This is a genomic window from Burkholderia sp. 4M9327F10 (assembly GCF_005503145.1).
Classification (GTDB): Bacteria; Pseudomonadota; Gammaproteobacteria; order Burkholderiales; family Burkholderiaceae; genus Paraburkholderia.
In genome coordinates this window covers 28,224-41,992 of sequence record NZ_SCNV01000058.1, presented here as the reverse complement: position 1 = coordinate 41,992, position 13,769 = coordinate 28,224, and the positions used below count along the sequence as shown (strand labels likewise).

Here is a 13,769-nt window from a genome sequence, read left to right as displayed (position 1 = left end):
GTGTCGGATCGGGGCGGATGGTTCCGGAGCGGTACGCAAACTGCTGCAGCTGCACGGCTGGTACCGCTTCCACTCGGCGAATCCGCGCCGCGGCCCATCTACCATCGGTCAAGCGCGAAGTTTGCCATACAACGCAGAGAACCTCCGCAAAGCGTTGCTGGCCCTACGCGCGCGCCGCAGTGGCGTGCAATTCAAGGCCGAGTGCCCGGATCACCTTGATGATCGTCGCGAAGCTAGGGTTACCGTCTTCAGAGAGCGCCTTGTAAAGCCCCTCGCGCGAGATGCCGGTATCGCGAGCAAGTTGCGCCATGCCGCGCGCACGTGCGATCACGCCAAGCGCGTGCGCGAGATAGGCCGGATCGTCGCCGCCTTCGAGAAGGCAGGCTTCGAAGTATTCGGCCATGTCAGCCTCAGTCTTCAGGTGTTCGGCCGAGTCCCAAGGACGTGTTTTGATCTTTTCCATTACTCACTCTATATCGAGATTGTCGAGCATCTTGTGCGCCGCTTCGATATCCGCCTTCTGGGTCGATTTGTCGCCACCACACAGCAGAATCACCAGTTCCACGCCACGCTGCGCGTAATAGACACGGTAGCCAGGTCCATGGTCAATGCGCATTTCAATAACGGGCGCGCCAGCCGATTTCGTATCTCCCGGATTGCCCATGGCCAGCCGGTCAATGCGGGCCTGTATCCGGCGCTTCGCGATTCGGTCACGAAGGCCGTCGAACCAGACGTCGAAAACCTCAGTTGTTCGGATATCAAGCGTTATCAAGTGTAGTCCATGGTTCACATGACGTCAACTGTGGTTCACAGTCAACGACCAGTTATGGTGGGCCCGCAGCCGTCAACAATCGCATCCGGACGATGCAAGTTACGGGGCAATGCGGTTCGAAGCGTGCGATCAGAATGTCTGATCCTCTGGAGGTCAATTCTCCACCGGAGCCGGTGCGCGCGAAACTACTCCGATCGGCATAGGTGCAACCACAGCCCAAGCTTTAGAGACGGTGGACGGCAGCAAGCCGCCAGGCCTTTCTCCTAATCGCTCAACGTCCTGAATCGAAACACCTGCATGGTTTGCCATACAATGCCGAGCATCATGCACGCCAACCGTCTCCACCTTCTTCTACCCTTCGCGCTGCCCGCCGCGGCCGACGCCTCCACCGCGCTGCACAACATCGAAAGTCCCGCCCTCGACAGGCTGGTCGCGCGGGCGACGCTGGTCGAGCGGGTGATCGGCGAGGACTTCCAGCGCACGCTGCCACATGAGCGCTGGGTGGCCCGCCAGTTCGGCACCGTCGCGAGCGGCGCCGGGGCGGCCGACGAAGCGCCGCTCGCCCCCTACATGCTGCGTGCCGACGGCGGCGAGCCCGGCACCTCGACCTGGGCCTGCGTGCAGCCGGTGCACGTGCGCATCGCGCACGATCATCTGGTGCTGATCGACCCGGCCTCGCTCGCGCTGACGGACGCTGAAGCCGCCACGCTGCTCGAAGTCGCGCGGCCGCTGATCGAAGAACTCGGTGTGCGCATCGAGGCGCCCCAGCCGTCGCGCTGGTACCTCGCGAGCGACGCCTTCGGCACCCTGGCCGGCGCTTCGCCGCTGCGCGCGAGCGGCCGCAACATCGAAATCTGGCTGCCGCACGAGGCGCACACGGGCCAGCGCTCGCGGGCGTGGATGAAGCTGCAGAACGAAGTGCAGATGGCATGGTTCGAGCATCCGGTCAACGAGGCGCGTGAAGCGCGCGGGCTGCCAGCGGTCAACTCCATCTGGTTCCACGCGCAAGGCGCGGCCCAACCGGTCAGCAGCCCGTTTGGCCGAGTATTGTCGGACGCAGCGGCCACGCGCGGCCTCGCGCTTACCGCCGGCGTCGGGATCGGCACGCCACCGGCTTCGTTTGCGGAGCTGGCCTCAAATGGGCTCGGTGCCGGCAATGGCGCAAACAGCGCCAACGGACCCGCCGCCACGACGCTCGTCGAGCTCGACCCGTTTTCCGCGCCCTACATCGAGCAGGACTGGGGCCGCTGGAATGCGGCGTTTGCCGCGCTCGAGACCGGCTGGTTAGCGCCCGCGCTCGCCGCCCTGCAATCGGGCCAGCTCAACGAGCTCGGCCTCACGCTATGCGGCGACACCGGCTCGGTAACGCTCACGATTACGCGCGGCGATCTGCGCAAGTTCTGGCGGCGCCGTGTGCTGGCGTCGCTTCTGATCGAATGATTCAGCCCATCACCCGATTACCGTTCCACAGCATGTTCTCCGGCCTTTCTGCATGACTCGAATCGTTACGCGCGCCTGTTCCCCCGTCGACGCCGAAGTGTTGACCCGTCATGGCCTGCATCCGGTGCTGGCCCGCCTTTACGCGGCGCGCGGCGTCTGTCAGCCGGAGGAGATCGAAACCGGTCTCGCGCGCCTGGTGTCGCCGGCCCAGTTGAAGGGCTGCGAAGACGCCGCCGTGCTGCTGGCCGATTCGATCGAAGGCAAGCGCCGCATGCTGGTGGTCGCGGACTACGACTGCGACGGCGCCACCGCCTGCGCGGTAGCGGTGCGCGGCTTGCGGATGTTCGGCGCGCAGATCGAGTACCTGGTGCCGAACCGCTTCGAATATGGCTACGGCCTCACACCGGAGATCGTCGCGCTAGCGGCGCGCAATCCGTCCGGCAAGCCCGATCTGCTGATCACCGTGGATAACGGCATTGCCAGCGTGGACGGCGTGGAAGCAGCCAACGGCCTCGGCATCGATGTGCTCGTCACCGACCACCACCTGCCCGGCGACGAGCTGCCCGCCGCACGCGCGATCGTCAATCCGAATCAGCCGGGCTGCGGCTTTCCGAGCAAATGCATCGCCGGCGTGGGCGTGATGTTCTACGTGCTGCTTGCGTTGCGTGCCGAACTGCGGCGGCGCAACGCCTTCGACGACGCACGGCCCGAGCCGCGTCTGGATGGCCTGCTCGATCTGGTCGCGCTCGGCACGGTGGCCGACGTCGTCAAGCTCGACGGCAACAATCGCGTGCTGGTCGCGCAAGGTTTGCAGCGGATTCGCAAGGGCAAGATGCAGCCGGGCATCGCCGCACTGTTTCGCGCTGCGGCGCGCGATGCGCGCAGCGCCTCCGGCTTCGATCTCGGCTTTGCGCTCGGCCCGCGGCTGAATGCGGCAGGCCGGCTCTCGGACATGTCGCTCGGCATCGAATGCCTGACCACCGACGATATCGGCCGCGCGTGGGAGCTCGCGCAGCAGCTCGATTCGATCAACCGCGAACGGCGCGAGATCGAAGCGGGCATGCAGCAACAGGCGCTCGAGGACCTGTCGACGGTCGATCCGGCCGGCTCGGCCACCATCGTGCTGTTCAATGCGGGCTGGCATCAAGGCGTGATCGGCATTGTCGCGGGACGGCTGAAGGAAAAATTCCACCGCCCCGCCTTCACCTTTGCCCCAGCCGACGAAAGCGGCGTGCTCGCCAAAGGCTCAGGCCGTTCGATCCCGGGCTTCCATCTGCGCGATGCGCTCGATCTGATCTCGAAACGCGAACCCGGCCTGATCGTCAAGTTTGGCGGCCACGCCATGGCGGCAGGCATGACACTCGCTGCCGCGGATGTGCCGCGTTTCACCGCCGCGTTTGAAGCGGTGGGCCGCGAGTGGCTGTCCGAGGACGCGCTCGCCCGCGTGGTCGAAACCGATGGCGACCTGGAAGAAGCCTATTTCACGCCGCAATTCGTCGAGATGCTCGATGCCGCGGTGTGGGGTCAGGGCTTTCCTGCGCCGGTATTCTCGGGTGAATTCGAGGTGGCCTCCCAGGCGCTGGTAAAAGACAAGCACCTGAAGCTGCAACTGCTGCGCGGCCGGCAGCGTTTCAACGCAATCTGGTTCAATCACACGGATTCGCTGCCCGCGCGCACCACGATCGCCTACCGTCTTGCGAGCGACACGTGGAATGGCGTTTCGCGCGTGCAGCTGATCGTGGAGCACGCGCTGAGCTAAAGGCGTATCACCCCTCAACGCCCCCAAAACCGCGCAAATTCGCCACAAAACCGTCCCAAACGCCCACCGGAAACGCGCATTAGCCTCCGGCGGGCAGCCTCGATCGGCTATAATTTCCCCTTTTTACGAAGCTATAAAAGATCGACATGGAAGCGGAACGTCTCAACGCGATCGAAGCCTCTCTGGCCGACCTGCGCCATCGCGCGGGCGAGCTACGGGGGTATCTTTGACTACGACGACAAAGCACTGCGTCTAATCGAGGTCAACCGGGAACTCGAAGACCCGAACGTCTGGAACGACTCGAAGCACGCCCAGGCCCTTGGCCGGGAGAAAAAGCTGCTCGACGACGTCGTCGGCAAACTCACCTCGCTCGACAACGACCTGCGCGATGCGCAGGACCTGTTCGGCATGGCGCGCGAAGAAGATGACGAGGACACGCTCCTCGCCTGCGAAAGCGACGCAGCCGGCCTCGAGCAACGCGTCGCCGACATCGAATTCCGCCGGATGTTCTCGAACCCGGCCGACCCGAACAACGCGTTCCTCGACATCCAGGCAGGCGCCGGCGGCACGGAAGCGTGCGACTGGGCCTCGATGCTGCTGCGCCAGTACCTGCGCTACTGCGAGCGCAAGGGCTTCAAGACCGAAGTGCTGGAACAGACCGACGGCGACGTCGCGGGCATCAAGAACGCTACGCTCAAGATCGAAGGCGAATACGCCTACGGCTTCCTGCGCACCGAAACCGGCGTGCACCGCCTCGTGCGCAAGTCGCCGTTCGATTCGTCGGGCGGCCGCCATACGTCGTTCTCGTCGGTGTTCGTGTACCCGGAAATCGACGACTCGATCGAAGTGGACATCAACCCGGCCGATCTGCGCATCGACACGTACCGCGCGTCCGGCGCGGGCGGTCAGCACATCAACAAGACCGACTCCGCTGTGCGGATTACGCACATGCCGTCGGGCATCGTCGTGCAGTGCCAGAACGACCGCTCGCAGCACCGCAACCGCGCCGAAGCCATGGCCATGCTGAAATCGCGCCTGTACGAAGCGGAAATCCGCAAGCGTCAGGCCGAGCAGGACAAGCTCGAAGCCGGCAAGACCGATGTGGGCTGGGGTCACCAGATCCGCTCGTACGTGCTGGACAACAGCCGCATCAAGGATCTGCGTACCAACGTCGAAATCAGCAATACCAAGAGCGTGCTCGATGGCGACCTCGACCCGTTCATCAGCGCCAGCCTGAAACAGGGCATCTAAGAGCGACGCGAGTAACAGACGCAATTTAGCGCGCCGGCGCGGCATGGTTTGCCGCGCCGCATCTTTCAAGCGCCTGCCGCACGCAGTCCCAACGTCGAGCAGCAGGCAACCCCATGCGGCCCACCCGCATGCAGGCCACTCCGAACACCGACTCATCATGACCGAACCGATCCAGACGAACGCCGCGCCCGAGGGGGACGAAAACAAGATCATCGCCGAGCGCCGCGAAAAGCTGCGCGAGCTGCGTGAACAGGGCGTCGCCTATCCGAACGACTTCCGCCCCACGCATCACGCGGAAGACCTGCAGACGCAATACGCCGAAACCGATAAGGACACGCTCGAAGCGAATCCGCTCGAAGTTGCGGTGGCCGGCCGGATGATGTTGAAGCGCGTGATGGGCAAGGCGAGCTTTGCGACCGTGCGCGACGGTTCGGGTCAGATCCAGTTCTTCATCACGCCCGCGGACGTCGGCCAGGAAACCTACGACGCGTTCAAGAAGTGGGACATGGGCGATATCGTCGCCGCGCGTGGCGTGCTGTTCCGCACCAACAAGGGCGAACTCTCGGTGCGTTGTACCGAGCTGCGCCTGCTGTCGAAGTCGCTGCGCCCGCTGCCGGACAAGTTCCACGGCCTCGCCGACCAGGAAATGAAGTACCGCCAGCGTTACGTCGACCTGATCGTCACGCCGGAAACGCGCAAGACCTTCGTGGCGCGCACCAAGGCCATGTCGTCGATCCGCAAGTTCATGGCCGAAGCCGACTTCATGGAAGTCGAAACGCCGATGCTGCACCCGATCCCGGGTGGTGCCGCTGCGAAGCCGTTCGTCACGCATCACAACGCGCTCGATATGCAGATGTTCCTGCGCATCGCGCCGGAACTGTACCTGAAGCGCCTGGTGGTGGGCGGCTTCGAGCGTGTGTTCGAGATTAACCGGAATTTCCGTAACGAGGGCGTTTCGGTGCGCCACAATCCGGAATTCACGATGATCGAGTTCTACGCGGCCTACACCGATTACCAGTGGCTGATGGACTTCACGGAACAGTTGATCCGCCAGGCCGCGATTGACGCGCTCGGCACCGCGACGATCAGCTATCAGGGCCGCGAACTGGATCTGGCGAAGCCGTTCCACCGTCTGACGATCACCCAGGCCATCCAGAAGTACGCGCCGCAATACACCGACGCGCAACTGGCCGACGCCGCGTTCCTGCGCCCCGAACTGAAGAAGTTCGGTGTGGACGCGTCGCAGCCGCAGTTCCTGAACGCCGGCGTGGGCGCGCTGCAACTGGCGCTCTTCGAAGAAACCGCCGAATCGCAACTGTGGGAACCGACCTACATCATCGACTACCCGATCGAAGTGTCGCCGCTCGCGCGCGCCTCGGACAAGGTCGCGGGCATCACCGAGCGTTTCGAGCTGTTTATCACGGGCCGTGAAATCGCCAATGGCTTCTCCGAGCTGAACGATCCGGAAGACCAGGCCGCGCGCTTCAAGAAGCAGGTCGACCAGAAGGACGCGGGCGACGAGGAAGCGATGTTCTACGACGCCGACTACATCCGCGCGCTCGAGTACGGCATGCCGCCGGCAGGCGGTTGCGGCATCGGCATCGACCGTCTGGTCATGCTGCTGACCGACAGCCCGAGCATTCGCGACGTGATCCTGTTCCCGCATCTGCGCCGCGAAGACTGAGCGTGCTGATCGCGCCGATCCACGGCGAGATCTGCCAGCAGAACCCGACGCCCGGCTCACCGCCGGGCGTTTTTCATTCCGGCGGCCAACGCGAGGCGATCCGCATGGCATGCGCCTTCCTGACGGGTCGCGCTGGCTGACAGTTTGTAACTATCGGTAAAAGACTCTCAGGGCAAGATGCCCAATGTTGGGGCCCGATGCTGTCACAGGCTCACGAAATCAGGGTTCAAGCCACCCTCGCCACGCCCTCGCTGCCCGCATATCAGCGAACGCTACAGAACTGGTTACAAATTGAAACCCGGCGCGAATCGAACTGTCAGACACTTTGTCTTGAAAAAACCAATTCGACTCTGCTCCAGACGGAGGTCAATATGAACAATTCAGACAACACGCAACCACGCCGGATTCACCCGCTTGTCGCAACCGCGGCAGGTGCAGTCATCATTGCCAGCCTCGCGGCTACGGCCGCCGTCACGGGCCTGTTCCCGAAGGCGTCGAGCAGCGGCGCGCAAACGGACCAGACCCAGGCCGCGCAGGTCGCCTCGCAAGCGGCGGTGGTCGATTCGGCGGCTCCGGCCAATCCGAATACCTACACGCAGCAACAGCAGTCGCAGGCGCCTCAGCCACAGACTCAGGCACAAGCCCAAGCACAGCCTGCCCCGACGGCGCCGGTCCCCGCACAGCCGCAATACGCGCAGCAGCCACCGGCTCAACCGGCCCAGTATGCACAGCAGCCAGCCCCTCAGCCGGCCTATTGCGCTAGCTGCGGCACCATAGTGGCGATCTCGGAAGTCCGTCAGGAAGGTCATGGCACCGGTATCGGCGCAGTGGGCGGTGCGGTGGCCGGCGGTCTGATCGGCAACCAGTTCGGCGGCGGCACAGGGCGCGCCGCGATGACGGTGCTAGGCGCGGTCGGCGGCGGCTTTGCCGGCAACTCGGTCGAAAAGCATCTGCGCAGCACCACCGCTTACTCGGTCCACGTGCGCATGGAAAGCGGCAAGAACCGCTACTTCACGTACCACGAAGCGCCGCCGTTCCAGCAAGGCGAGCACGTTCGAATCGAGAACGGCACGCTCGTCGCGGGCTAAGCCGAGATTAGCGAAGCGAAGGCATACCAGACCATACGGCGCACCAAGCAAAAAGGCGATTCCACCGGAATCGCCTTTTTGCTTTTCAGAGCCGTTCAAGCCCTGCCCTGCTCAATAATCCGCATCCTCGATCCATGCGGCCTGGATCGCTTCGAGAATCTTCTCGTTCGACCGGTTCGGATCGTCGTCGAAGCCTTCCAGCTCCGTCACCCAACGGTGCAGATCGGTGAAGCGGATCTGCTGCGGGTCCACTTCCGGGTGCTTGTCGGTGAGGGCCATCGCAATGTCTTGCGTGTCGGTCCACTTCATGGCTGCGCGCTCCTGTTAGTGATTTTCCTTCGCGTGGTTGATCGAGTAACGCGGGATTTCAACGACCAGATCCTGGTCGGCCGGCACCATCGCCTGGCACGACAGGCGCGACTCGGGTTCCAGACCCCACGCCTTGTCGAGCAGATCGTCCTCGTCTTCTTCAGACGGCGTGAGCGCATTGAAACCCTCGCGCACGACGACGTGGCAGGTCGTGCACGCACACGATTTCTCGCAGGCGTGCTCGATTTCAATGCCGTGTTCCAGCAGATTGTCGCAGATGCTCTTGCCCGGCACAGCATCGATCACCGCGCCTTCGGGGCACAGTTCGATATGGGGCAGCACAACGATTTGAGGCATACGATTTCCGTTAGGTCTGGGGCACGGCCGCCGGCGAACTGGCTCCGTGTCATTTTACTGGTGACGCGCGCGTTTTTGACACGCGTCACGTGAGTCGTCGAGGGGCAAGGCTGCTGGAGCGGCTTTCATTGGGCATGCCCGTTGCAATCGGGACCGCCTGTGCTACCCCGCCCCGCCGCTTGCTCAGATATCGTCGAGTTTGCGGCCCGCCAACGCGCGGCGAATGCCCTTGTTCATGCGGCGGGCGGCGAATTCGTCGGTGCCTTCGGCGAGCGTCTTCGTAGCCGCTTCGATCGCGTCCGCGTCATCGCTTTGCGCCACCTGACGCAAGGCCGCAAGCAGCGCGTCGAGTTCAGCGCGCTCGGCTTCGTCGAGCAATTCGGCATCGGCCGCGAGCGCCGCGTCCGTGGCTTCGATCAGCCGTTGCGCCTCGACTTGCGCCTCGCGCAGCGCGCGGGCGCGCATATCGACTTCGGCGGTATTGAAGCTGTCTTCGAGCATTCTGGCGATGTCGTCATCGGCAAGGCCATACGACGGCTTCACCACCACCGACGCCTCCACGCCCGAAAGCTGCTCGCGGGCGAACACCGACAGCAGGCCGTCCGCGTCGACCTGATAGGTCACACGAATGCGCGCCGCGCCGGCCGCCATCGGCGGAATGCCGCGCAACTCGAAGCGCGCGAGCGAGCGGCAGTCCGCCACCAGTTCGCGTTCGCCCTGCACGACGTGAATCGCCATCGCAGTCTGGCCGTCCTTGAAGGTCGTGAAGTCCTGCGCGCGGGCGACCGGAATGGTCGAGTTGCGCGGAATGATCTTCTCGGTCAGACCGCCCATCGTCTCCACCCCGAGCGACAGCGGGATAACGTCGAGCAGCAGCCAGTCGTCGCCGTCGGCGCCGCGGTTGCCGGCCAGCAGGTCGGCCTGGATCGCCGCGCCGAGCGCAACCACCTGGTCCGGGTTGAGATTGGTCAGCGGCGGCTGGCCGAAGAACGCCTCGACCGCGCGGCGGATCACCGGCATGCGGGTCGCCCCGCCCACCAGCACCACACCCTTGATTTCTTTCGTCGTCACCTTGGCGTCGCGCAGCGCCTTCTTGGTCGGTCCAAGCGTGCGCTGCACGAGTGCCTGCGTGATCGCTTCAAACGTGCCCTCGTCGATTGCCAGATCGAGCCTGGCGCCGTTCGAGAGGGTCGCCTGCAGGGTTGCCAGTGGCGCATCCGAGAGCGCCTCCTTGGCCACGCGTACGCTGTCGAGCAGCATCCGCACGTCTTCGGGAGCCAGCGCCTGCGGCGCGACGCCGGCCTGCTCGAGCACATGACGGTAGAGCGCGTGATCGAAGTCGTCGCCGCCGAGCGCCGAATCGCCGCCCGCCGCGAGCACTTCGAACACGCCCTTGGTGAGCTTGAGGATCGACAGGTCGAAGGTGCCGCCGCCGAGGTCATACACGGCGTAGAGGCCTTCGGAGCCGTTGTCGAGGCCATAGGCAATCGCCGCCGCCGTCGGCTCGTTGAGCAGGCGCAGCACGTTCAGGCCGGCCAGACGCGCCGCGTCCTTGGTGGCCTGGCGCTGGGCTTCGTCGAAATAGGCCGGCACGGTGATCACGGCGCCGACCAGGTCGTCGCCAAGCGTATCTTCCGCGCGCTGCCGCAAGGTGGCGAGAATTTCCGCCGACACTTCGACCGGACTCTTCACGCCGTCAACGGTGCGGATCTGCACCATGCCCGGCGCGTCGATGAAATCGTACGGGGCGTTTTCGGCCCCCTCGACTTCGCTCTTGCCGCGGCCCATGAAGCGCTTGACCGAGACGATCGTATTACGCGGATCGCTCGCCGCTTCCGCCTTGGCGGTACGGCCGATGCGGCGGCCGCCCTTCTCCAGATAGCGCACCACCGACGGCAGCAGCACGTGGCCGTCCTCGTCGGGCAGCACGTCGGGCACGCCGCTACGGACGGCGGCAACGAGGGAATTGGTGGTGCCGAGATCGATACCGACCGCGAGACGCCGCTGATGCGGCGCGGGCGCCATGCCTGGTTCGGAGATTTGCAGTAAAGCCATCTGAGATCTTCTTCGGGGATCGTTCGGCCCCGTCCTGAATGGTTCGCGTTGCTGGGTTGAAGGCTACGGCTTGCGGTCGTGGCGTCCGGATCTGCTTCGGTCCTGGATTCGCGCCTTAAGTTCGCGGCTCCGGTTTGGCTTGCATTCGTTCGCCTCAGTTGTCGAGCCGCTCGATCTGCGTGCCGATTTCCGCCGCCACACGCTCGATAAACATCAACTGACGCACCGCCTCGCCCGCTGCCTGGTTCGCGCCGCTATCGAGCAGCGCGCCGAGTTTCGTAAAGCGCACCCGTTCCTCTTCGCGCAATTCGGCAAGCAAGGCATCGAGCGCGTCGACATTCTTCGCCGCCGCCGCGTCTTCGATGCCTTCGCGCCACTCCATCTGCTGCATCAGGAACGCCGGCTCCATCGCTGTGTTGTTCTCCGCGCCGACATCGATGCCGCGCAGCGACAACAGATAGGTCGCCCGCTTTAACGGATCGCGCAGGGTCTGATACGCCTCGTTCGTGCGCGTTGCCCATTGCATGGCAATGCGCTTTTGCGCATCGCCCGCTGCCGCGAAGCGATCGGGGTGAACCTGCGACTGCACCGTGCGATACGCATGATCGAGCGCACCGGCGTCGAGCGCATATTGCGCCGGCAGGTCGAACAGGTCGAAGTGGCTATCGTTCAGCGAGGCCATCGAATGATGTGATCCGTTCAAAAAGCGCTTCTGGCTTGCAGTTTCAGAGGCAAAACAAAATGCGACATAGGGTACGGCAAATTAAAAAGGCGGCCCGCGCCGCCTTTTTTCCGCTTCGCGCGGACTCAAACCACTCAGACGCGGAAGGATTCGCCGCAGCCGCACTCGTCTTTCACATTCGGGTTGTTGAACTTGAAGCCTTCGTTCAGCCCTTCACGTGCGAAGTCGAGTTCCGTGCCGTCGATATAGGCGAGGCTCTTAGGGTCGACAATGATCTTGACGCCGTTGCACTCGAACACCTGATCTTCAGGCGCGAGTTCGTCCACGTATTCGAGCTTGTAGGCCAAGCCCGAGCATCCGGTCGTGCGCACGCCCAGACGCAGCCCGACACCCTTGCCGCGCCGGGTCAGGAATTTCTGGACGTGATTTGCTGCCTTCTCGGTCAACGTAATTGCCATAGCGTTTCTCATTGGGCAGCGCTGCATGTTTCATGCGCGCTGCCGCCCTGCCTGCATTCAATATCGTTCATGCCGGGCTGCACACTCATGCTGCGTTGCCCGCTGCCCTGCTTCATTCGCGCTTTGAACTGCGCTTCAGGCGACCTGTTGCTTTTCGCCCGCTTCCGCGGTTTCGCCGTGACGCTGCTTGTAGTCAGCCACGGCTGCCTTGATCGCGTCTTCCGCGAGGATCGAGCAGTGGATCTTGACCGGCGGCAGCGCCAGTTCTTCGGCGATGTGCGTGTTCTTGATTTCCATGGCCTGATCGAGCGTCTTGCCCTTCACCCATTCGGTGACGAGCGAGCTCGAGGCAATGGCCGAACCGCAGCCATAGGTCTTGAACTTCGCGTCTTCGATGATGCCGTCCGCGCCCACGCGGATCTGCAGCTTCATCACGTCGCCGCAAGCCGGCGCGCCGACCATGCCGGTACCGACTGCGTCGTCGTCCTTGGCGAAGGAACCAACGTTGCGCGGATTTTCGTAATGGTCCAGAACCTTGTCGCTATAAGCCATGATTACACTCCTTGATTCGTTTCAACCTGCATTCGGATGCGATGTTTCGCCCAGTGTGGTGTCGCAGTCAGACTTCGCAGTCCGCCCGATTAGTGCGCCGCCCACTGGATCGTCGAAATATCGATCCCGTCCTTGTACATTTCCCACAGCGGCGACAGATCGCGCAGCTTCGAGATCTTGGTCTTCAGCAGGTTGATCACGTAATCGACGTCCTGCTCCGTCGTGAAACGGCCCACCGTGAAGCGGATCGAGCTGTGCGCCAGTTCGTCGTTGCGGCCAAGGGCGCGCAGCACGTACGACGGTTCCAGCGACGCCGACGTGCACGCCGAACCCGACGACACGGCGACATCCTTCACGGCCATGATCAGCGACTCGCCTTCGACGAAATTGAAGCTGATGTTCAGGTTGTGCGGCACACGCTTTTCCATGTCGCCGTTCACGTAGGTTTCTTCCATGTCCTGCAGGCCGCGCAGCAGACGGTCGCGCAGCATGCGGATGCGCTCGTTCTCCGTTGCCATTTCTTCGCGCGCAATGCGGAACGCTTCGCCCATGCCGACGATCTGGTGCGTGGCCAGCGTGCCCGAACGCATGCCGCGCTCGTGACCGCCGCCGTGCATCTGCGCTTCAATACGGATACGCGGCTTGCGGCGCACATACAGCGCGCCGATGCCCTTCGGGCCATACGTCTTGTGGGCCGAGAACGACATCAGGTCGACCTTCAGCTTTTGCAGGTCGATCTCCACCTTGCCGGTCGCCTGAGCGGCGTCGACGTGGAAAATGATGCCCTTTTCGCGGGTAATCTCGCCAATCGCCTCGATGTCCTGGATCACGCCGATCTCGTTGTTCACCGACATCACCGACACCAGGATCGTGTCCGGGCGCAGCGCGGCCTTGAACACCTCCAGGTCGATCAGGCCGTCTTCCTTGACGTCCAGATACGTGACTTCGAAGCCTTCGCGCTCGAGTTCGCGGCAGGTGTCGAGCACAGCCTTATGCTCGGTCTTCACCGTGATGATGTGCTTGCCCTTGCTCTTGTAGAAGTGCGCCGCACCCTTGATAGCCAGGTTGTCCGACTCCGTTGCACCCGAGGTCCAGATGATTTCGCGCGGGTCGGCGTTCACCAGCGCAGCGACGTTCTCGCGCGCTTCTTCCACCGCACGCTCCGCATCCCAGCCATACGAGTGGCTGCGCGATGCCGGGTTGCCGAACTGCTCGCGCAGGTACGGAATCATCTTGTCCACCACGCGCGGATCGACCGGGGTCGTGGCGCTGTAGTCCATGTAAATGGGCAGGTGGGGAATGTCGTTATTCATGAATCGCTCCGGGGGACATCATTGCTCTGGCTTCTGGGTTTCAAGTTCG

Annotated in this window: 14 protein-coding genes; 5 read left to right on the top strand and 9 right to left on the bottom strand. The window is 63.5% G+C overall.

Annotated elements, in window-relative coordinates:
* Positions 1 to 163: 163 nt before the first annotated feature.
* Entirely contained in the window at positions 164 to 463 is a 300-nt protein-coding gene (locus FFS45_RS33695) for an addiction module antidote protein (RefSeq protein WP_137958962.1), read from the bottom strand.
* A 3-nt stretch (positions 464 to 466) separates the two neighbouring features.
* Complete coding sequence (locus FFS45_RS33690) at positions 467 to 772, bottom strand: type II toxin-antitoxin system RelE/ParE family toxin (RefSeq protein WP_137958961.1); 306 nt, start codon at positions 770 to 772, stop codon at positions 467 to 469.
* 312 nt (positions 773 to 1,084) lie between these two features.
* Here FFS45_RS33690 and FFS45_RS33685 point away from each other — a divergent pair, with 312 nt between their 5' ends.
* The 5 genes from FFS45_RS33685 to FFS45_RS33665 all read left to right on the top strand — a co-directional run bounded on the left by FFS45_RS33685 (position 1,085) and on the right by FFS45_RS33665 (position 7,994).
* Positions 1,085 to 2,212, top strand: coding sequence for a regulator (locus FFS45_RS33685; protein ID WP_137958960.1), 1,128 nt, complete (start codon positions 1,085 to 1,087; stop codon positions 2,210 to 2,212).
* Between the two features lie 52 nt (positions 2,213 to 2,264).
* Positions 2,265 to 3,971 (top strand): single-stranded-DNA-specific exonuclease RecJ, encoded by a 1,707-nt coding sequence (gene recJ / locus FFS45_RS33680; protein WP_137958959.1) that lies wholly within the window; start codon positions 2,265 to 2,267, stop codon positions 3,969 to 3,971.
* Between the two features lie 146 nt (positions 3,972 to 4,117).
* Positions 4,118 to 5,222 (top strand): peptide chain release factor 2 gene (gene prfB / locus FFS45_RS33675; protein WP_137958958.1). Its coding sequence is split into 2 segments (ribosomal slippage): positions 4,118 to 4,198 and positions 4,200 to 5,222, totalling 1,104 coding nucleotides; the frame shifts between segments, so codons are not numbered across the junction.
* Positions 5,223 to 5,379: 157 nt separating this feature from the next.
* Positions 5,380 to 6,906, top strand: coding sequence for a lysine--tRNA ligase (gene lysS / locus FFS45_RS33670; RefSeq protein WP_137958957.1), 1,527 nt, complete (start codon positions 5,380 to 5,382; stop codon positions 6,904 to 6,906).
* Between the two features lie 371 nt (positions 6,907 to 7,277).
* Positions 7,278 to 7,994, top strand: a complete 717-nt coding sequence (locus FFS45_RS33665) for a glycine zipper 2TM domain-containing protein (protein ID WP_137958956.1) — start codon at positions 7,278 to 7,280, stop codon at positions 7,992 to 7,994.
* Between the two features lie 111 nt (positions 7,995 to 8,105).
* On the opposite strand, the gene iscX is transcribed toward FFS45_RS33665, so the two are convergent.
* The 7 genes from iscX to FFS45_RS33630 form a co-directional block, all read right to left on the bottom strand.
* The gene (iscX, locus tag FFS45_RS33660) at positions 8,106 to 8,303 is read right to left on the bottom strand and encodes a Fe-S cluster assembly protein IscX (RefSeq protein WP_074299870.1); all 198 of its coding nucleotides are present in this window, start codon (positions 8,301 to 8,303) and stop codon (positions 8,106 to 8,108) included.
* Between the two features lie 15 nt (positions 8,304 to 8,318).
* Positions 8,319 to 8,660: an ISC system 2Fe-2S type ferredoxin gene (fdx, locus tag FFS45_RS33655; RefSeq protein WP_137958955.1), complete on the bottom strand. Its 342-nt coding sequence runs from the start codon at positions 8,658 to 8,660 to the stop codon at positions 8,319 to 8,321.
* Between the two features lie 183 nt (positions 8,661 to 8,843).
* Complete coding sequence (gene hscA / locus FFS45_RS33650; protein WP_137958954.1) at positions 8,844 to 10,715, bottom strand: Fe-S protein assembly chaperone HscA; 1,872 nt, start codon at positions 10,713 to 10,715, stop codon at positions 8,844 to 8,846.
* A gap of 154 nt (positions 10,716 to 10,869) precedes the next feature.
* Positions 10,870 to 11,397, bottom strand: coding sequence for a Fe-S protein assembly co-chaperone HscB (hscB, locus tag FFS45_RS33645; protein WP_137958953.1), 528 nt, complete (start codon positions 11,395 to 11,397; stop codon positions 10,870 to 10,872).
* Positions 11,398 to 11,531: 134 nt separating this feature from the next.
* Positions 11,532 to 11,855, bottom strand: coding sequence for an iron-sulfur cluster assembly protein IscA (gene iscA / locus FFS45_RS33640; RefSeq protein WP_074264157.1), 324 nt, complete (start codon positions 11,853 to 11,855; stop codon positions 11,532 to 11,534).
* Between the two features lie 135 nt (positions 11,856 to 11,990).
* The gene (gene iscU / locus FFS45_RS33635) at positions 11,991 to 12,407 is read right to left on the bottom strand and encodes a Fe-S cluster assembly scaffold IscU (RefSeq protein ID WP_137958951.1); all 417 of its coding nucleotides are present in this window, start codon (positions 12,405 to 12,407) and stop codon (positions 11,991 to 11,993) included.
* An 89-nt stretch (positions 12,408 to 12,496) separates the two neighbouring features.
* A complete protein-coding gene (locus tag FFS45_RS33630) occupies positions 12,497 to 13,720 on the bottom strand; it encodes an IscS subfamily cysteine desulfurase (protein WP_137958950.1) in 1,224 nt (407 codons plus the stop codon).
* Positions 13,721 to 13,769 lie beyond the last annotated feature (49 nt).